Annotated in this window: 20 protein-coding genes and 2 CRISPR repeat arrays; of the genes, 9 read left to right on the forward strand and 11 right to left on the reverse strand. The window is 39.8% G+C overall.

Features of this window, described 5'->3' with window-relative positions; genetic code table 11:
* Positions 1–75 precede the first annotated feature (75 nt).
* Genes R6U77_RS15200 through R6U77_RS15210 form a run of 3 tightly spaced genes read left to right on the forward strand, consistent with a single transcriptional unit; the run spans position 76 to position 2,990 of the window.
* Positions 76–1,275: a quaternary amine ABC transporter ATP-binding protein gene (locus tag R6U77_RS15200; protein WP_293929598.1), complete on the forward strand. Its 1,200-nt coding sequence runs from the start codon at positions 76–78 to the stop codon at positions 1,273–1,275.
* The gene (locus R6U77_RS15205) at positions 1,268–2,104 is read left to right on the forward strand and encodes an ABC transporter permease (RefSeq protein ID WP_319836286.1); all 837 of its coding nucleotides are present in this window, start codon (positions 1,268–1,270) and stop codon (positions 2,102–2,104) included. The genes R6U77_RS15200 and R6U77_RS15205 overlap by 8 nt, the downstream gene beginning before the upstream one ends.
* 13 nt (positions 2,105–2,117) lie before the next feature.
* Complete coding sequence (locus tag R6U77_RS15210; protein ID WP_293929600.1) at positions 2,118–2,990, forward strand: glycine betaine ABC transporter substrate-binding protein; 873 nt, start codon at positions 2,118–2,120, stop codon at positions 2,988–2,990.
* Between the two features lie 70 nt (positions 2,991–3,060).
* Here the strand turns inward: R6U77_RS15210 and R6U77_RS15215 are convergent, their stop codons facing one another.
* Positions 3,061–4,122, reverse strand: a complete 1,062-nt coding sequence (locus R6U77_RS15215; RefSeq protein WP_319836287.1) for a mechanosensitive ion channel family protein — start codon at positions 4,120–4,122, stop codon at positions 3,061–3,063.
* 165 nt (positions 4,123–4,287) lie between these two features.
* Between R6U77_RS15215 and R6U77_RS15220 the strand changes: the two genes are divergently transcribed.
* The gene (locus R6U77_RS15220; protein WP_293929602.1) at positions 4,288–4,791 is read left to right on the forward strand and encodes a ferritin; all 504 of its coding nucleotides are present in this window, start codon (positions 4,288–4,290) and stop codon (positions 4,789–4,791) included.
* 42 nt (positions 4,792–4,833) lie between these two features.
* Here the strand turns inward: R6U77_RS15220 and R6U77_RS15225 are convergent, their stop codons facing one another.
* Together R6U77_RS15225 and R6U77_RS15230 are read right to left on the reverse strand one after the other, a co-directional pair.
* Positions 4,834–6,108, reverse strand: coding sequence for a DUF4179 domain-containing protein (locus R6U77_RS15225; protein WP_319836288.1), 1,275 nt, complete (start codon positions 6,106–6,108; stop codon positions 4,834–4,836).
* Positions 6,105–6,572, reverse strand: a complete 468-nt coding sequence (locus tag R6U77_RS15230; RefSeq protein ID WP_319836289.1) for a sigma-70 family RNA polymerase sigma factor — start codon at positions 6,570–6,572, stop codon at positions 6,105–6,107. Before R6U77_RS15230 ends, R6U77_RS15225 begins: the two co-directional genes overlap by 4 nt.
* A gap of 317 nt (positions 6,573–6,889) precedes the next feature.
* Between R6U77_RS15230 and R6U77_RS15235 the strand changes: the two genes are divergently transcribed.
* From R6U77_RS15235 to R6U77_RS15250, 4 genes are read left to right on the forward strand one after another with little or no spacing between them, the layout of a single operon-like run.
* Positions 6,890–7,405, forward strand: coding sequence for an RNA polymerase sigma factor (locus R6U77_RS15235; protein WP_319836290.1), 516 nt, complete (start codon positions 6,890–6,892; stop codon positions 7,403–7,405).
* Positions 7,383–8,330, forward strand: a complete 948-nt coding sequence (locus tag R6U77_RS15240; RefSeq protein ID WP_319836291.1) for an anti sigma factor C-terminal domain-containing protein — start codon at positions 7,383–7,385, stop codon at positions 8,328–8,330. The genes R6U77_RS15235 and R6U77_RS15240 overlap by 23 nt, the downstream gene beginning before the upstream one ends.
* Positions 8,331–8,340: 10 nt before the next feature.
* Complete coding sequence (locus tag R6U77_RS15245) at positions 8,341–8,733, forward strand: hypothetical protein (RefSeq protein WP_319836292.1); 393 nt, start codon at positions 8,341–8,343, stop codon at positions 8,731–8,733.
* 20 nt (positions 8,734–8,753) lie between these two features.
* A complete protein-coding gene (locus tag R6U77_RS15250) occupies positions 8,754–9,005 on the forward strand; it encodes a hypothetical protein (protein ID WP_319836293.1) in 252 nt (83 codons plus the stop codon).
* 52 nt (positions 9,006–9,057) lie between these two features.
* Here R6U77_RS15250 and R6U77_RS15255 read toward each other — a convergent pair whose 3' ends face one another.
* Positions 9,058–9,717 carry a precorrin-2 dehydrogenase/sirohydrochlorin ferrochelatase family protein gene (locus tag R6U77_RS15255; RefSeq protein WP_319836294.1) on the reverse strand — a complete coding sequence of 220 codons (660 nt, stop codon included), beginning with the start codon at positions 9,715–9,717 and terminating at the stop codon, positions 9,058–9,060.
* Positions 9,718–9,798: 81 nt separating this feature from the next.
* Between R6U77_RS15255 and R6U77_RS15260 the strand changes: the two genes are divergently transcribed.
* Complete coding sequence (locus R6U77_RS15260; RefSeq protein ID WP_319836295.1) at positions 9,799–10,818, forward strand: beta-carotene 15,15'-monooxygenase; 1,020 nt, start codon at positions 9,799–9,801, stop codon at positions 10,816–10,818.
* Between the two features lie 27 nt (positions 10,819–10,845).
* Here the strand turns inward: R6U77_RS15260 and R6U77_RS15265 are convergent, their stop codons facing one another.
* From R6U77_RS15265 to cas8c, 7 genes are all read right to left on the reverse strand, one after another.
* Positions 10,846–11,268, reverse strand: a complete 423-nt coding sequence (locus R6U77_RS15265; RefSeq protein WP_319836296.1) for a DUF4362 domain-containing protein — start codon at positions 11,266–11,268, stop codon at positions 10,846–10,848.
* A gap of 180 nt (positions 11,269–11,448) precedes the next feature.
* Positions 11,449–12,642: an acetate kinase gene (locus R6U77_RS15270; protein ID WP_319836297.1), complete on the reverse strand. Its 1,194-nt coding sequence runs from the start codon at positions 12,640–12,642 to the stop codon at positions 11,449–11,451.
* A gap of 285 nt (positions 12,643–12,927) precedes the next feature.
* Positions 12,928–13,768: direct repeats of the CRISPR family, unit length 33 nt; unit sequence ATTTCAATCCATTCTCTCTATACAGAGAGAAAC.
* Between the two features lie 401 nt (positions 13,769–14,169).
* Positions 14,170–15,015: a CRISPR direct-repeat array (repeat unit 33 nt).
* A 173-nt stretch (positions 15,016–15,188) separates the two neighbouring features.
* Positions 15,189–15,479, reverse strand: coding sequence for a CRISPR-associated endonuclease Cas2 (gene cas2 / locus R6U77_RS15275; protein WP_319836298.1), 291 nt, complete (start codon positions 15,477–15,479; stop codon positions 15,189–15,191).
* A 9-nt stretch (positions 15,480–15,488) separates the two neighbouring features.
* A complete protein-coding gene (gene cas1c / locus R6U77_RS15280) occupies positions 15,489–16,520 on the reverse strand; it encodes a type I-C CRISPR-associated endonuclease Cas1c (RefSeq protein ID WP_319836299.1) in 1,032 nt (343 codons plus the stop codon).
* Positions 16,520–17,170 (reverse strand): CRISPR-associated protein Cas4, encoded by a 651-nt coding sequence (gene cas4, locus R6U77_RS15285; RefSeq protein ID WP_319838384.1) that lies wholly within the window; start codon positions 17,168–17,170, stop codon positions 16,520–16,522. The genes cas1c and cas4 overlap by 1 nt, the downstream gene beginning before the upstream one ends.
* Positions 17,160–18,008, reverse strand: coding sequence for a type I-C CRISPR-associated protein Cas7/Csd2 (gene cas7c, locus R6U77_RS15290; RefSeq protein ID WP_319836300.1), 849 nt, complete (start codon positions 18,006–18,008; stop codon positions 17,160–17,162). Before cas7c ends, cas4 begins: the two co-directional genes overlap by 11 nt.
* A complete protein-coding gene (cas8c, locus tag R6U77_RS15295) occupies positions 18,005–19,909 on the reverse strand; it encodes a type I-C CRISPR-associated protein Cas8c/Csd1 (RefSeq protein WP_319836301.1) in 1,905 nt (634 codons plus the stop codon). The genes cas7c and cas8c overlap by 4 nt, the downstream gene beginning before the upstream one ends.
* Position 19,910 lies beyond the last annotated feature (1 nt).

Here is a 19,910-nt window from a genome sequence, read left to right on the forward strand (position 1 = left end):
TATTTGGGAATAAGGATATAACATTGAAAAAGTTCACTTATTATGCCGAGAAACGAAGAAGAAAGAAGTGAGACGATGGAAAAATTAAAAATAGAGCATGTCACCAAAATTTTTGGTAAGCAAACTGCGAATGCTTTAAAGCTCGTAGAACAGCAAAAGAGCAAAACGGAAATTCTTGAAAAAACAGGTGCAACGGTCGGTGTATATGATGCGAATTTCACCGTTAATGAAGGTGAAATTTTTGTTATTATGGGGCTTTCCGGTAGCGGGAAATCTACACTGATCCGTCTGTTAAATAGATTAATCGACCCAACTAGTGGGAAGATTTATATTGATGGGCAAAATATTACGGCTTTAAATAAAGGTGAGCTACAAAATATTCGCCGTCAAAAAATGAGCATGGTGTTCCAAAACTTCGGTTTATTCCCCCACCGCACGATTCTTGAAAACACAGAATATGGCCTAGAAGTAAGAGGCATCTCAAAAGAGGAACGACGATTGAAAGCAGAAAAGGCTTTACAAAATGCTGGCTTATTGGCTTATAAAGACCAGTATCCAAGCCAGCTATCAGGTGGGATGCAGCAGCGTGTAGGTCTTGCACGTGCCCTTGCCAATGATCCTGAAATTTTATTAATGGATGAAGCTTTTTCTGCACTCGATCCATTAATTCGAAAAGATATGCAAGACGAATTATTAGAGCTACAAGCGAACGTTCAAAAAACAATTATTTTTATTACCCATGATTTAAATGAGGCATTGCGTATCGGTGATCGCATCGCTATTATGAAGGACGGAAAAATTATGCAAATCGGCACAGGTGAGGAAATTTTAACGAACCCAGCCAACGATTATATCCGTACATTCTTAGAGGATGTTGACCGTTCGAAAGTATTAACAGCTGAAAATGTCATGGTACGTCCGATGACAGTGAACGTTGAAAATGACGGTCCAACCGTTGCTTTAAAACGTATGCGTGAGGAAGAAATCAGCGTTTTAATCGCCGTTGATAAGCTACGTAATTTCAAAGGCTATATTACAGCAAATGATGCGCTAGAAGGCGCTAAAAATGGCTTGAAGTCGGTACAGTCTTTCGTTAAAACAGATATGCCTATCGTCGATTCAACGACGTTAATTCAGGATATTTTACCAATTATTTCAGATAGCCCAACACCTGTTGCGGTTGTCGATGAGGGTAAATTGCGCGGCATTTTAATCCGCGGTGTCATTATCGAATCACTTGCCTCATCATCACAAGGAGGTGAGCTGAATGAATAACATACCTAAGCTACAAGTAGCAGATGCTGTTGAAAAGGCTATGGAATGGCTAACTGGCACGTTTTCTGGCCTATTTAAAATAGTACAAGAGAGCGGCAAAACGGTCATGGAAAGCGTTACTGCCTTATTGACGATGGTTCCACCAATTGTCTTTATTTTACTCATTGCCATACTCGCCTTTTTCGCAACGAGAAGAAAATTCGGCTTACCGATTTTCTCAATTATTGGTTTGCTGTTTATTTACAATCAAGGATTATGGGAACAATTAATGAATACCTTCACGCTCGTTCTGTTCTCAAGTATTATCGCAATTGTATTAGGTGTACCAATCGGTATTTTAATGTCGAAAAATAGCGTGGCTGAAAATATTATTAAACCGATTTTAGACTTTATGCAAACAATGCCTGGCTTCGTTTATTTAATTCCAGCGGTTGCCTTTTTCGGCATCGGCGTCGTGCCAGGGGTATTCGCATCGGTTATTTTCGCCCTTCCCCCTACTGTACGCTTCACGAATTTAGGGATTCGCCAAGTGCCAAAAGAGCTTGTGGAAGCATCCGATTCTTTCGGTAGTACAGGTAGACAAAAATTATTTAAGGTTGAATTGCCACTTGCCAAGTCAACAATTATGGCTGGTATTAACCAAACAGTATTACTGTCGTTATCTATGGTCGTTATCGCTTCGATGATTGGTGCGCCAGGACTTGGGCGAGAAGTATTATCTGCATTGCAGCGTGCACAGGTCGGCAACGGCTTCGTTGCAGGATTAAGCTTAGTAATCTTTGCGATTATCGTAGACCGTTTAACGCAGAGCTTAAATAAAAAGAAATAGGAGTTGTTTGAATATGAAAAAGAACAAATGGTTTTTAGGATTAACAGCAATGAGCGCAGCCGTTGCATTAGCGGCTTGCGGAGGCGACTCTTCGTCTAGCGATGGAGACAACTTAGGAAAAATTAATTTAGCCTATGTAGAATGGGACACAGAGGTTGCTTCAACGCATGTCGTTGGGCAGGTGCTAGAGGAAATCGGCTATGATGTGACATTAACACCATTAGACAATGCGATTATGTGGGAATCTGTGTCAAAAGGTGAAGCAGATGCGATGGTCGCAGGCTGGCTACCAGCAACACACGGTGCACAGCTTGAAAAATATGGTGATCAAGTGGAGCATCTTGGTGAAAACTTAAAAGGCGCTAAAATTGGCTTAGTTGTGCCAAGTTACATGGAAGTAAGCTCAATTGATGATTTAACAGTTGAGGCAAGCTCAACGATTACAGGGATTGAGGCGGGTGCTGGTGTGATGAGCGCTGCTGAAACAGCCCTTGCCGATTATCCAAATTTAGCAGATTGGTCATTACTACCATCCTCTTCAGGTGCGATGACGGTTGCGCTTGACCAAGCGATTGCCAATAATGAGGAAATTATCGTGACAGGCTGGTCTCCACACTGGAAATTCGCCTCTTATGACTTAAAATATTTAGAGGACCCTAAAGGCTCTTTCGGTGGCGAGGAAACAATTAACACATTTACACGTCAAGGCTTAAAGGATGATGCGCCTGAGGCATATAAAGTGTTAGATGCTTTTGAATGGGCACCAGAGGACATTGAAGAAGTAATGCTGGCAATCCATGACGGGCAATCGCCAAAGGATGCAGCAAATGACTGGATTGAAAAGAACCGCGACAAAGTGGATGCATGGACAAAGGATGTAAAATAAAAATGATGGCTGTAGGGATGCGCTCCCTACAGCTTTTTTATTCTACGTTTTTTTCAGTTTATTCTACGTTTCACATCTGCACCCAAATTTCATCCTCCGCATAGACAATGCCTGCCTGCTCAAAAATATGCTTTGTGGCAAATAAAATATCCTGCTTCACCGCCTGCATTTGTCCCCCATCATTTGTGACGATGAAAAAGCGCACTAATATGCGATAGGATGTTGGGCGCAATTCATCTATATAGACATGAATATTCTCTTTTTCTGTCGCGCTATGCAAATAAATTTCCTTCTGTAAATGCTCGCAAGCTTCGCGCAATATCCCCTCGCTATTAGCTGTCGATACATATAAATAAAATTCGCATTTGCGCTTTTCTCGCTTCGACAAATTATAAATCGGGCGATTCGCTAAATAAGCATTCGGTACGTAAACAAGCCCTTTATCCCCTGTTTGAATAACGGTACTACGCAAATTGACATCCTCGACGATGCCTTCAATCTTTTGGTCCTCTGTTGCAATCCAATCACCTATTTGAAACGGCTTATCAAGTGCAACAGACATTCCACCAAAAAAGTGCCCAAGCGTATCGCGAATACCGAAGGCAATCGCCACACCTGTTAAGCCAATCCCTGTTAGAAAGCCATTAATATTAAAATCCCATAGTGAAGCAATTGCAAATAATGCTGCCACATACACCGTTACTTTGGCAATGCGCAGGAAAAAAGGCATGAGCACATACTGCTTGTGCTGTGTATAAATGCTATCGGGATGCTCAATATAATAAGAAATGACATCTGCAAACCCTTTAAAAATAAAAAATAACATCAACGACCAAAATAAATTGGCCGTTTTCGGATTTGTGATAAGCCAGTTATCCAATACAATGGACAGGCTAATAAAAATAATACAAATTAAAAAGGCGTAGCGAATGGCACTGCTAAATTGCATCAGCACCCTTGCTTCAAACGTTTTACCCCGCTTTTCAAAAAAGCGCCCATTCCAATTAATAAACGGCTTCATAATATATCGCTGCACAATGAGCCCTGTAAACAGCAAGCCAATTGCTGCGCTAATCCTTTGTACAGTTACATCCTGTAAATCGAGAAAAAATTGTTGAAATGATTCCAGCATAAATCTAGTCCTTCCTAGTTTAAATAGCTACCACTATAGTAACCGAATTCCTCATACAGCGCATCTATTTACAGAAAAAGCTTGCCTTCATTATCAAAAAAAGGATAAAATAACTGTATTGATAATCATTATCAATAGCAAAATCATATGAAGGAGGTAACAACGATGTTATCTGAAAAACTACACAAAGCATTGAATGATCAAATGAATTACGAATTTTTCTCTGCACATGCCTACTTGGCAATGGCTGCCTACTGCACAGACGAGGCATACGATGGTTTTGCAAACTTCTTTTTAGTACAAGCGGAGGAAGAGCGCTATCACGCAATGAAATTCTACACATTTTTAAGCGATATGGGCTACCGTGCAACAATCGATGGCTTTGAGCACCCACACAATGACTTCGCATCAGTGCGCGATGCTTTCGAAAAGGCATTAGGTCATGAAAAGGAAGTAACACGTCGCATTTACAATTTAATGGACATCGCATTGGATGAGCGCGAGCATGCAACAACAGCCTTCTTAAAATGGTTCATCGATGAGCAAGTAGAGGAAGAAGCAACATTCGATACACTTATCGCCAAGCTGCGCCGCATCGAGGACGACTCTAATGCGATTTTCATGCTAGATGCTGAATTAGCAAGCCGTACATTTACACCAGAAGACTAAACAAAAAAGGCGTTTTCGATTGTCGAAAACGCTTTTCTCTTCCTAACGAATTGGTATTTCCAGCTCTGCGCTTCCGTTTAAATAAAGCGGATAGTGCTGAATATACATTTTAACAGGGTTGGCAAAGCCTTTGTTAAATAGATAGGAGCTTTCACTTTTCTTGCTGTCATCGATTAAAGAAGAGCTTTGTGTCGAATACCACTCTTCTCCGTTCGCATCAATTAATGTCGAGAATAGTGGCTTGCCATGCCCTGCCTTCTCTAGCGGATGAATGGCATCAATCGATATTTCGCTCGCAATATTCAGCTCGACCTGCAATTCCTCTGGCATATAGAGCACTTGCTTTTGACTAAAATCAACCTCGATATAATCCTTGCCCTTTTCGAGCGCTGTGACATTTTCAACAATTAAAGTTAATGATTTTGGCTCACGGAAATAATTGCTTTGCATAAAGCGTGTAAACATCCCACTGCTAATGCCGCCATAGCCAGTCGTCCCATTTCTCGTTGTCTCCCATTCCTCTCCCACCTCATCAACTAGGCGCAAATCAAAATCTAAAATGCGCTTGGTATTTGTTTCAGGAATGGTAAAGCTCACTTCCACACGCAACGGCGAGATTTCTATGCTATTGACGTAAATTTCCTGTCCATCAATGAACAGCTGCTCATTTAACGGATAGTGCTTGCTCTGTGCTACTGACTTTGACAGTGTGAAAGGCAATGTAAAGGTCGTTTCGAGCTGATCATTTAATTGCACAAAAAGCTCAAAATCATTGCCATTTAGCACCGTATTTTCGACAAAAATAACATCTAATGTGCTTTCCATTATTGACTTATCCTCTGCCCCATCAAAATACATCGTCACACCAGCAGGCAATGCCTCTCCATTTTGCAACAATTTCACCTCTGAAAAATTAACAGGCTGCTGCATCACTTCCCCATTGTCAAAGCGATAAGCAATAAGAAGACCGCTTTCATCTGCGACAACGCTTGTAATCATCAATTTTTTCCCATTGCTTTCCGCCTCAACTACGATATCCTCTGCGTACTCATGCGCTAAAATATCCTCTATCCCTTTATCATATGTAATCATTTGGACAAAGGGTGCAAGCAATGGAATCTTTGCCGCAGCGGTAGCGATTTGTGGTGAAAGGCGGATGCTTGCTGTCAATACGAAGAAAAATAAGGCAGCGACTAGCATCAGCTGCAACGTGCGCCTATTTTTTCGTCGTCTTTTAAGTGCTGATAGCCGCGCTTGCTGCAAAGCGGCTTTTGGCACTTTTATTTGTTCCAGTTTTTCTAGTAGCTCCTTGTTCATCCTCTCTCCTCCTTCCAAAAGCTACGCAGCTTTTTCAGCGTCGTATGTATTCTTGATTTCACAGTGCCCTCAGGAATGTTTTGCCGCACAGCAATATCTTGATTTTTTAAATCCTCTACATATTTTAAATAAATTAGCTCCTGCTCAGCTGGTGACAGCTTTGCAAGCAGCTCAGTCAGCTCCACCGTTTGCGCGTCATAGCTAACGGGCTCCTGCACCGTATCCAATGTGACAGTTGCTTGCCTCTTATTCTTCATATCTAAGCAAATATTGATTAATACACGCACAAGCCATGTGCTCATATATGCTGGCTCACGCACTTTATGCCGATGCTTTAATGCGCGATAAACAAGCTCCTGATAGGCATCCAGTGCATCCTGTTCATGACGCATATAGGCATAGGCAATTTTATAAAAGCGCTCCTCCTGCGCTTCTAATAATTGAAGCAAGCTTTCTTCATCCATCGATTGCACCCCCTTATGTATTAGACTGTTCTACCTTATAAATCGTTCAGAAATTTTTTCAGAGAACGAATGTTTGCGTTTATGATAATAATTTGCTATAATAACTATGTACTGAGTCACCCTTTCAAGTAAAGGATTTAAGGAGCCATCCAGAAAGTGAACTTTCCGGATGGCTCCGCTTTTTTACATAGTCAATTTTTGATTAAAATTGTCACCATCCTCGTCGCAAAGGGTGCGTCCCAAAATGACTTTTCGGACGCACCCCTTTTTTGTTTACTTTTTTCCACTTCAATCGTTATATAGGCAGGAGGGGCGATATGGATGAATTATATAACAGACAGCTACAGGAAAAACTGCTTGCCATTTATAAAACACTGTTAACAATGGGTGCTAATAAAGAGGACGCAGAGGATGTCGTGCAGGAAACAGCCATTCAATTTATTCAATACATCGATGGTATTTCCCCAAATGAAGCAAGCGCTTGGCTCTATAAAGTAGCGATACATAAATATTACGATTTACTGAAAAAGTCACGGTCACAGCACAAGTACCTGATCTCCTTTAGATTAGAGGATTTATTAGAGCTACATACTCCCGAAACGATTATTATGCAACAGGAGCTACAGCAAGAAATCGTCACACAGCTTTCGTCTCTTTCGGATAAGGAGGCACAGCTTATTTTATTAAAATATAGTGCTGACCTGTCATTAAAGGATATCGCTACATTGTTTGGCACGACAGACAAAACAATAAAAACCCAGCTAGCGCGAGCAAAAAGCAAGCTCAAACAACGATTACAGGAGGTTTATAATGGAGGAAAAATCAATTTTTGAACGTGAGGATGACTTTTCAAGCTTAGTGAAAACAGCAAAACGCAAATCATTGAAAAAAACGATTTGCATTTCAGTGCTTGTCACACTAATTGTTATAGCTTTATTATGGGGCGCACTTGCCGCAAGTATTTATTTGATGAATAAACGAATTGATGCACAGTTGGAAGGATTTCAAAACGAAATGTATGTACAAGGAGCCAATATAGAATCGAATGCAACAAGCTTCGATAACTTTTTAGTCGCAACTAAAACGTCCTCCAAGCTTTATAAGCGAGTTGGTCCACACTTAATCGATTGGGGCTCCTATGATTATTTTCATACCATTTTAGGCGCACAAACTGTGCTCCAAGCAAATAGCGCTATGGCGATCAATGATGCTGCCACTTATATGAAGAATCAACGTGCGTTGACCTTCCATGTACCAACAGAGGCAACAGATAAAAATGATTTGGACTATATTGTAAGCTTACCAGACTTCTACAATATTGAAGTAGCCATCTCCTTTCAGGAGCTTTTACCTTTAAGCGAGGTGCAGGCACAATTTCCCACAACACAATGGGCTTGGCTGCTTGATGAGGGCATCTACACTGAAATTGAAGATGCAAAAAAGGCAGAGGCAGAAGCCCCTCCTGAATTAAGAACAGTGCAGCCAAAGGATTTTAGCGCAGTATCCGATACACGCACATATGGCTTTTCCATTTGGCATGACGCAGGCTTGATACAAGCAGCTGAGCTGTTCAAGGAGCAGCTCGCCTATCGACAAGGCTATTCAATAGATATTGTGCGCGGTTTAATCGGTGAACAGGAGCCAAAGGATTGGTCAATTGCTGGGGTTGTATTAACAGGAACGCCAAAGGAGCTTCTACCTTATTTACAGCAAAATAGCGTGCGCACTGTGCGCGTTGGCGTTGTTATACCATATTAAGGAGGAATGCATGATGAAACCTTTTGCCTTCGCATTATTGACTGCCGCTCTGTTCTTCGGCGGCTTTTGGATTTCATTTCAACAGTTTCCTGAAAAATTTATGATGATGGTAAGTATGGTTATCTTTTTACACCTTGCAGGGCTATTGCTGATTCAGCTTACAGGAAATGCAGCACAAATGGCTTATTTAACGCTCTTCGTTGTGCTTATTTTCACCCCGTGCTTTATGACATGGGCAGAGCTGCTTGAGCTAACTAAAAAAATGACGCAGACAGCTATCACACGTGCATTCATTACATTACCAGCCGCCTATATTATGTTATTTATCACTGTTGTTCTTTCATATAATCATTATTTAGGTCGGGAACATAAGCATCACGATATAAAAAGAAAAAATAAGTAACTTTCATGAGGAGAACCTATTTGAACAAATATAGTGTTTTTTTACTTGCTACTGTCGTCATCTTCGTTGCTCTGTTTTTTACAATGTTGAATGGAATTTCGTTAGGTAAGCCATATTTTCTTTCCATGTTTGTGTTCTCTCTATTAGGAATCATTTTAGGATTCAAAGCCAAAAAAGGCTTCTTGAAATGGCTACTAATCATACTTAACATAATTGCAAGTAATGTAATCGGCTATATTACATTGCTTGCTTATAGTATTGCCGAAAGTTAATGAATGGGTTGTAGCTTGCTGAAACAATACATAGAGGACGTATCTGAAAAAATCAGATATGTCCTCTATTTTCGTCTAATAAATTTTGTAAAAAGACCTCACAGCGTGCGATATCGCCTTTAGCTAACCAATCAAATAGCTCTGGTCGCAGCGTTTCCTTTAAGGCATAGCGCTTAGCAGTAGGCTCTGTTATATGGTGAATAATTTGCGTGCGACAATGCTTTAAAAATTCAATGTATTGTGCATAGCTATCATCAAACTGTGTCTCTAGCTCCTTTTTTAGCTTTTTTGTATAGCCCGGACTAGCCCCTGAAGTCGAAATGGCCAATACTAAATCACCACGTCGGATAACGGCAGGTGTAATAAAATCATTTCGCCCTTTCGCATCGACGCGCGATAGATGCTGCCATGGTGCTGTCGCCGCCTCTACCGCCTCATTTACTGCTTTGCTATCTGTTGCCGCAAAAATAAGCACAGCTTCATTCACATCATGTGGCTCGAACATTTTCTCATGCCATTTAACATGTCCCGCTTTTACATATGCTATAAGCTCCTCTGTCAGCTTTGGACTAATGATGTAGATGTGTGCCTTTGCTGGTAATAACGACCTCACTTTTTGCGTCGCGACCTTCCCTCCACCAACAATGACTACTTTTTTATTTTCAATGTTTAGTAACGCAGGAAAATAAGCCATTCTCTCACCCTTTAACATGATATATTTCCTTCACACTATATCACGTTTGGCTAGTCATTTCATTTCCAGTATAATGAAAATTAAAAGGAGTTGTTCCATGTGACCATATTACAGACAAGAAAAAACTGGCTCTGGCTATTTTTAATGCTCGTTCTATTGACAAATATGATGCTCTATAGCACATCGTTTGGGCATACGATTATCCCGCAAGAATCGAACGGTGTTGTCCTTGGCTCATTAATTGATTTCATCATCATTGCACCACTCGTTTTTATGCTAGCCAAAAAGAAATTTAGCATAAAATTAATGATCGGCTTAATGGCAGCAGGCTGTGTACTAGCCCGTCTTATCATCCCGCAAACGATGCTAGCACCCTATTCCAGCTTCACGGCGTTTGGCATCGCTGCTGAAATCATTATTGTTGCTTTTGAGATGCTAGTCATTAGCTCCTTTATTTTGTACTTACCGAAAATTATTAAATCGACACGCACAAGCGATATGCCGCTGTTGTTTGCTTTTCCACAGGCTGTCGATCAGCATATCAAGCGACGCCCAATGCTTCACGTGCTGTGCTCAGAGCTGCTGATGTTTTACTATGCCTTATTTAGCTGGCGTCAACAGGCTCCTGCTGGCTACACGCTGCATAAAAAAACGAGCTATATCGCCTTTCAATTCATGATGATCCATGCCATCGTCATTGAAACATTAGGCATCCATTGGTGGCTGCACAGTAAATATCCGATTGTGTCTGTTATTTTACTTGCGCTCAATATCTATTCAGTGCTATTTTTCCTAGCAGATTTGCAGGCGATGCGCTTAAATCCTGCTCAAATTCGCAACGGAACACTTTATGTATCACTCGGCTTAATGAAACGCGCAAAAATTCCACTAAGCCAAATCACACAAATGACGACAAATGTCTCGGAAGAAAAGCTACCAAAGAATATCGCACAATTTATCGTCAAAGACTTTGAAGCAGGAAAACCAAGTGTTATTCTGCACTGTGACAAGCCAGTTGCCATCACTTTGCCATTTGGCATCGAAAAGCATTATCATCAAATCGCTATTAAAGTCGATGATGCACCAGCATTTATCGAGGAATTAAAAACAGGTGTGTGAACGAAACGCTGTTCACACACCCTCCCCTTAATAATCCGAGAAAATAATATACTGCTCTTCATCTGAGCAATCACTTACATAATAATCCGTCCGACTTTCTACCTCAATCGCATTCAGCTGATTACAAGTCGTCGCAATCATCTTTTTATCACTATATGTATCTTTCGAATAATCAATCTTTAAATCAATTTGATGATTGTGATGTCGAACATCGACATAAATCGGCTTCCCTTCAACCGTCTGCTCAACAATCCTCACCTGATCGCGCTTGCCATTTTCCACATTATCGAAAAACGCATAAAAGCGCTCCACATTATCAATCCCTTTGCGCGTCTTTGACACAATATCCTCCGCAAAAAAATGATATGTATTATGCGGCACAGCCACCTGCTGCGTTACACAACCAGCCAACACCCAACTACAAGCAACGACCAAAAGCAACTTCTTCATAATCAGCCCTCCTTTATACCTTAGACGTAACAGCCACCTAAAAAGTTACATAAAAGTATAAAAAGTTTTGATGTAAAAAATAAATTTTACAAACGTAGATAATATCGTAGAAAAAAACACACAATCCTAGCTGGCAGAGAAAATTCTCAGCGTTAGTTTGTGTGTTTTCTTCATACTTATCTATAGTCCAGCTAACCGAACAACATCACGTGCAATCATCACTTCTTCATTTGTTGGAATAACGATGACTTTAACGGGTGAGTGTGGGTAGCTGATAAATTGCTCTTTGCCACGCACGTTATTTAAAGCAGGGTCCCAATAAACCCCCATAAATTCAAGACCATGTAGAATACGAGCACGTGAGGCAATATCATTTTCCCCGATACCAGCTGTAAAGATGATGGCATCGACGCCAGACATACGAGCAGCATAGGAACCAATGTATTTGTGAATGCGATTAGCGAATACTTCTAGTGCTATAATGGCACGCTCATCACCCTCTTCGGCAGCCGTTGATAAATCGCGTAAGTCACTGGATAAACCTGATACGCCAAGCATCCCACTTTGCTTATTTAAAATATCAAGAACTTCATCCACCGTTTTTCCTGTTTTCTCCATAATGAATGGAATTAAAGCAGGGTCAATGTTACCAGAGCGTGTTCCCATCGCAACACCAGCAAGTGGGGTAAAGCCCATCGATGTATCAATTGATTTTCCACCTTCGATTGCCGCAATACTTGCACCATTGCCAAGATGACAGGAAATGAGGCGAAGATTTTCAATTGGACGTCCTAATAATTCTGCTGCACGTTCAGCGACATATTTATGCGATGTGCCGTGGAAGCCATACTTTCGGATGCCATACTTATCGTAAAATTCATAAGGTAAACTATACAAGAATGATTTTTTTGGCATTGTTTGATGGAATGCTGTATCAAATACTGCAATCGCTGGGATGTCTGGTAATACTTTGTGGAAAGCATGAATCCCAATGATATTAGCTGGATTATGCAGTGGTGCTAAGTCAGATAGCTCTTCAATTTCTGCGAGCACCATATCATCGATGATGACAGAATCATTGAATTTTTCACCACCGTGTACAACACGATGACCGACACCATCAATTTCGTCTAATGATTGGACAATACCGTTTGTAATGAGCTTAGCTAATAACATTTGAACTGCAACAGTGTGGTCTGGAATATCTACTACTTCTGTGTCAGTTGTACCATCAAGGTTAGTAATCGTAAATATGCTATCTGCTAACCCAATTCTTTCAACAAGTCCTTTTGTAAGTACAGTTTCCTGTGGCATTTCAAATAGTTGAAATTTTAATGATGAGCTGCCTGCATTGATTGCGATTATTTTAGACATAGGTTTCCTCCTGAGATTAAATAAATTTCTTTTATAATAGAGATTGACAAGATAACGCTTACAGAAACCCATCATTTTGTGGCAACTATTTTGTCAACGTCCTCTTCGTTTAGTGTATCATTTTTTTTATGAATAATGGTGGGAATATTCTATAAATTTCAGAGGATTTTGGCTAAGTATAGACTAAGAGCTATGGTTGTTTTCGTTTGCAAATACGACATTCTCCCTCATTCTCTATACGGAGAGAGATCATTATACATTGAGAGGCTTTCATTTGTATAGGAGATTTCAATCCATTCTCTCTATACAGAGAGAAACTCTTTTTTATGCTCATAATCAGGTAGTCGTCTGATTTCAATCCATTCTCTCTATACAGAGAGAAACTCGGTGGCTAAGATGTATACCTAGCGCTAGACTGATTTCAATCCATTCTCTCTATACAGAGAGAAACGGTTGCCCTCCACAGGAGCAAGGGACATTATAGATATTTCAATCCATTCTCTCTATACAGAGAGAAACCGGTGCGCGAATCACTGAATTTATGGCAAAAATATTTCAATCCATTCTCTCTATACAGAGAGAAACACCCATGAAATTCAGTGCTGTAGTAATTCCCTGAATTTCAATCCATTCTCTCTATACAGAGAGAAACCTAAACCATTCGGGCAAGACACAATTATATGGCAATTTCAATCCATTCTCTCTATACAGAGAGAAACATTCAGGAATTTGGCTATGCTGATCCATTAATTTGATTTCAATCCATTCTCTCTATACAGAGAGAAACCTGGTTTTACACGTGAACAGTCCTATGCCACGCAAATTTCAATCCATTCTCTCTATACAGAGAGAAACAAATTGAAGATAACTATTAAATACAACAAGAAAAATTTCAATCCATTCTCTCTATACAGAGAGAAACCAATTGGACAAGTAAAAAAAATTGGAGATATGTATATTTCAATCCATTCTCTCTATACAGAGAGAAACCGTGTAGAAAAGCAAATTTTTTATGAGATGAACATTTCAATCCATTCTCTCTATACAGAGAGAAACGTTTACGAGTGTTACAGATCAATATAATTACTTCATATTTCAATCCATTCTCTCTATACAGAGAGAAACTGTGAAAAGACGCATAAAAATATCATTTATCATCGTTTTTCACTTCAAAATAAATTTATGAAGTAATATTAACCCAATTATTTCCCCATGTAAATGGAAAACTCTACTTCTTTTTGGTGCGAATCCCCCTATAAAACCATGTTCGCTTCACATTCGCACCCTTCTTTAATTCTTTTTACTTTTCCAGCGCTCTAAAATATCATCAATTTCTCATTTTTTTGCTAAATCATTAGGATTCAAAAAGTAAATTAGTTAATAATCCTTAAAGTTACTATCTACTCTCTCTGTATATAGAGAGACGACCATATTATTTAACACTTCTTCAACTTCACCAATTTCAATCCACACTCTTCTGTATAGAGAAAGACAGCAAATAAAGTTGATTGATATCTAAAAGTATCGATTTCAATCCACTCTCTCTGTATAGAGAGAGACAAAAGTAACAAAAGGGAAACGGGGAGGAATTAAAATATTTCAATCCACTCTCTCTGTATAGAGAGAGACATTTACCATGAGGATAAACGACGTAAATGTAGGATTTCAATCCACTCTCTCTGTATAGAGAGAGACATTATTTTTTTTGGTAAAGTTCAATAGTATACGAATTTCAATCCACTCTCTCTGTATAGAGAGAGACAATGATGGTGACAGCGAAAAATGTTACTGATACTATTTCAATCCACTCTCTCTGTATAGAGAGAGACTAAACAGCTAAATGAGCATGATAGCTCAGGCGCAATTTCAATCCACTCTCTCTGTATAGAGAGAGACAATGATTACACTTTTATAGCTAAGAGTATACACAATTTCAATCCACTCTCTCTGTATAGAGAGAGACGATGTTAAGTATTCAAATCACATTATCGCACCTGTAATATTTCAATCCACTCTCTCTGTATAGAGAGAGACGTTGTTTCACCTTCTGAGTTGTGTAACATACTTTTAATTTCAATCCACTCTCTCTGTATAGAGAGAGACAAGTTTCGGTGTGCATTTACACTTCGAGATTCATATTTCAATCCACTCTCTCTGTATAGAGAGAGACCGAACGTCGGTACGTGTACGTACAGCTAAAGCGTTATTTCAATCCACTCTCTCTGTATAGAGAGAGACGTTATACGGTTCAATAGATAGGTTTAATGTCTATATTTCAATCCACTCTCTCTGTATAGAGAGAGACGTAACTTGGAATCAAATGGACGCCTTGTTCGGGATATTTCAATCCACTCTCTCTGTATAGAGAGAGACTGTGAAAAACAACCTAAAATTAATAAATATCGTTGTTTTCCACTAAAAAAGTTTCTTTTTAGGTAATATTATCTCAATTCAATTACCAATTCAATGGATAATTAATCAAAATAGAGGTGCGAATCCTCTAGGAAAATCATGTTCGCTTGGCATTCGCACCAATAGGTTTGTTATTATAAAATTAATGTTTCTTCTACATTAAAGCTTTCTTTAGCACCGATATGTTCTACTTTTGATTGATAGCGAGTACCCAATTGATAAAACCGTAAACTATCTTTTTCAGAATCAATGATATCCATCAATTTTAATTTTAATTGCTTAAATTGAGTAGCGTCTACGATACATTCGAAAACAGAATTTTGCACGCGTACTCCATAATTTTCACATGTCTTTGCCACTTTTCTTAGTCTTTTTTGACCTGTTGTTGATTTGGTGGCAACATCATAAGTAACTAAGACTAACATAACAATCCCTCACTTCCATAAGAATGGTGGATATTCTTCTAAATCACCTCGTAGGTGCCGAGCTAATAACATCGCTTGCGCATGCGGCACAAGCCCCCAATTAATTTTTTCTTTGAGGTAAGGATGTGTTAAAGGCTCCTGTTTACGCTCACGCCAAGCGTTGATAAATTTTTCTCTACCTTCATCCGTTAATAACACCGCACCATTTTCCTTCGCAAAGAAATCTTTTCCTGTGATAATTTTTTTATTGATTAGCTTTAATACGAAGCGATCTGCAATCACACCGCGTAATTCCTCCATCACATCAAGTGCTAATGAAGCTCTACCTGGTCGGTCACGATGCAAGTAGCCAACATAAGCATCCAAACCGACATTTTCCAGTGCTGCACTCACATCTTTCGCTAATAATGTGTAGGCTAAAGATAATAAAGCATTGATATTATCTGTAGGAGGTCTGCGATTTCTCGTTTTAAAAAAGAAATCATCCTTCTGTTGTAAAATCATTTGATCAAAGCAGCGGAAATAATGATTGGCAGCCTGTCCTTCCAAGCCACGAAGTATTTCCAAATCTTGCACCATTAAAATTTCCTGTAAATACTCGCTTAATGTAGCGGATATTTTTTTGAAAGCAGGCACATCAATCCGCATTGGATAATCGCGCGTCATGCGCTCCAATATCCATTTTTGATTGGCGACTTTTGCGAAGATAAAATTACGAGCAATTTTTGCACTTTCATTGGTGCTGTCAGAAAGGCGATATTGCGTTTTGCGCAGAACAACATTTCCTTTCGATTCACCGACCACTCTGGCTAAAAATTTCCCGCTCGTTGATAAAAAAGTAAGGGAAATATTACGCTCAGCACAAGCATGCATCAGCTTTGGGCTTGCACCCATATAGCCAAATGTACAAATTGCTTCTAAATTGTGCAAAGGCACTTGACCCAAATGGTCTTCTCCTGCGGTTACGACAATTGTTTCACCTTTTAATGCCAAATAACTATTAGGGGTTGTAACAAACAATGTATTTAGTAATTTTCTCATTACAAAAACCTCTCCATATATTGACGTACGGGTGTTGAATCAATGAGTGTTGGTAAACATAGATTTTCTAAGGAACAGCTTTTACAATGCTTGCCAGGCTTTACTTTTGGCGTATGGCGACGGTCGTAATAATTGTACATTTGCTTAAAAATGAAGCGAACCTCATCTCTCAACTCATTGGTGATTTCGACCTCGACACGACGCTTAATCTCGTCATAAAATAAATACGCTTTTGGTACATCACAAACAAACATTTCTTCTAGGCACATTGCCTGTGCCACAAGCTGCACAATATCCTCTTGCCCTGCCTTTGGTTTCCCGCGTTTATACTCCACAGGTACAGGTATATATTTTCCTTCTTCATTGATTAATTCGATACCTTGTTCATCTTCTATGAACTCAACCACATCACAAATACCTGTTGTTTTTAACTCGTGAGAGCGAACTTGCATCGCTCTCACAATCAATTTATTATGACGCTTCTCACGGATAAAGGGCTGGTCTGCTTTTTCATGGATGTGCTGCCCTTCAATTGTCTTCACGTTTTCTGCCCATTGTTGCTCGATATGAATTAAAGCCCATTGCCTTTGACAGAAGCGAAAATGCTGGATGCCTGATAGCATCAAATAGTTATCTTCGTTATTTTCCATCCAGCTCATATGTTTTCAGCCCTTCTAAAGGTGATAACTTATAGAACTCCTCTTGAAACTCCTTTGCATCTTCAGGCATTTTCACTTCTAATGAGCGATGGACTTTTGCGGAAGAATATTGACCAAGCTTGGAATCGTGCTCCCACCAAATCACTTTATGTACTTCAAGTGACCCTTCTGGACGCGCTGATGAGGCATCGTTTTCAAACAAAGAAACTAAAGCTTCCTGCAATTTTTGCGCATCCTCTCTTGTAAATCCTGTTTTTTCCGCAAGCTGGGTATTGATGCTGCCTACAAATTTATAAACGCCAAAATCCACACGGTGCTTCATCCCCATCGTATCAGAGCCTTTTTTATCACCCGTTACAGAATTTACACTTTTTGTAATTTGAATACTTGTAATATCAATCGGCTGCACGCTAATTGCTGGATGAATCGATACAGGCCCGCGTACACCAACCGATAAATTGCTTCCTTTAAAAGCGAATACTTGTCCAAAGGCGCGCACATCATACCACGTTTCAGCCGCAACTGCTGCAAATGTATCCGCATTCCCTTTCTTATCGGCTTTAATTTTCTTCAATTCGGGAATTGCATCTGCTCGGTCATTTAAGCTTTTAAAGCCATCTGCCGCGCGGTCATCTGATTGCACGAAAATCGCTTCCCCTAAATCCTGTAAACGGTTGCGTAACTTTCTTTTAATACAGACATCAGATACTTCCCCGTAACCGTCAAAATTTTGGCGTGGGCGATTGCCATTCAATGGGTCTCCATTTGGATTCGCATTGTGTACAGAAAAGATAACGGCAAAATCAACTTTGTAATCTAAAATTGTCATGATTGTTCTTCCCCCTCTTTATCCTCTTTTTTTGTATATAAATCTTGGCGTTGGCTATAGTAACCTAACAAATATTTGCCGCTTAATGGCTTATTATTGAAATCATCATATTCAAACTTTGCAGCAATTTCATCAATTAGTTTTGAATAGCGAATACCTTTTTCACGCAATTTCATTTGATATGGCTGCAAATTGCGTTGAATTGTGCTCCACGTGCGTTGCGGGTTGCTTTGGAACATATTCATATAGCGTAGCGCATTGGTTGCACGATTCTCATCTCTCCCTAAAGCGCTTCGTTCCAGCACATCGGCTACTGCTAATAAACGGCCAAACAAATAATCGCGGTCTGTCGTTTCTGTATTTAATGCCACTTGCCATCCCTCCTTTTGATAATGTTTTTTTACTAACGCACACGCCACTGTTAATACTTGCTCCCACTCCCAATTTTGCTCGTAAAACTGTGGATTCGAAGCACGTACAACTGAACTGCGGATAATATCAAGCGGAATATTGCGTCCATCTAAGACACAGGGTAACAAGCGCTCCATTACCCCTTTTACAACTTTATCACTTGGGCGTGGTCCAAAGGCAGCATGGGCAATCGTGTAAAAGGACGGCGAACCCTCAAACTCAATCCATTGATCCCCTTTTTTACGCGTTTGACGCCAGCTTGTTGTGCGATGCCATTCACTTAAACGCTCAAAATACGTCCATATTTGAAAATCGCGATAATACAACACTGCAATTCGCCCTGGTGTCGCCGCGTCTAATGTCAAAATATATACCTTCTCATTTTCAAGCTCTTCAAAGGACATATTTTTTTGTCTGCCAACTAGTAAATGGCGATATTTCTCTGCTAACACTTCTCTTGTCTGCACTTTTTCTTCCTCAGTAGGCGTTTCTTGAAATAAATTCTCTAAATCAAGCTCGAATAAATCATCGGTTGCTGGAAACATATCTAAATATTGCGAGCCCCAAACAAGAAAGACACGCCCATCAATTTGCTTGCCTTGGCGTTCAATTAACCATTTTAACGCGTTATGTGCCTTTTGCGAGACATCATAGCTAATATTGGCTGCCTGTACACTATCTTTAAATCTGCCACGATATGTATAACCTGTGCCATCATTTGCTGAAATGAGCTTTGCCTTATCTCCCGAATTACGTAATTTATTCGGATGTCTCTCAATCATTGGGGCTATTTCACCTGATACATAGCAAATATCTTGTTTCTTTAATTTCGTATTGTAATAGGCTATATAAGCATTAAAAACCTCTTCATTACGCCACAATAGTGGGATTTGTTGCTCTGGTTCATGGATGACGAAACGGACAAAGGCACTGGATTGCTCGCCAGCTAAGACAGAAAAGATTTTTGGCTTTTCCAGTTCTGTATTTGTCCATTGCTTTAAAAGACGGTGGTTTTCAGCATGCAATACCCTCTCGCTAATTAAATCAGCAATCAAACGCCCTTGTTTTACATAGTGATAAATGGCTGTCACATGCGGATGGGCATACGGTGATTCGCACCAATCGCGCAATTGCTCGATATATTTTTGAAACGCATCTGCTTTATCATCCTCGCCTGTATATTCACAGTAATCTCCCGCTACATACATCAACTTATCGTGCAAAACATGGGGGGCAAATTTTTTCCCTGCCCGACTGCCTGATTCCTCTGTAAACGGTAAAATTGTACTTGCTTTATCAATAGCTTCCGCTTTAATTAAATCTCCTGCTAAATTAATTGTAATTTCGATATGAGCCGTTTGTGTCGTATGAGAAATAGGCAGTAACATGTACTCAATGGGTGTGCCATCTTTTGCAGGTTTGGTCGCTACTTTCCCTACTTCATTTTGACTATTCTCATACGTTTCATACAGCGCTTTTAAATAATTCAAT

Origin of the sequence: Lysinibacillus louembei (assembly GCF_033880585.1) — a bacterium.
Classification (GTDB): Bacteria; Bacillota; Bacilli; order Bacillales_A; family Planococcaceae; genus Metasolibacillus; species Metasolibacillus louembei.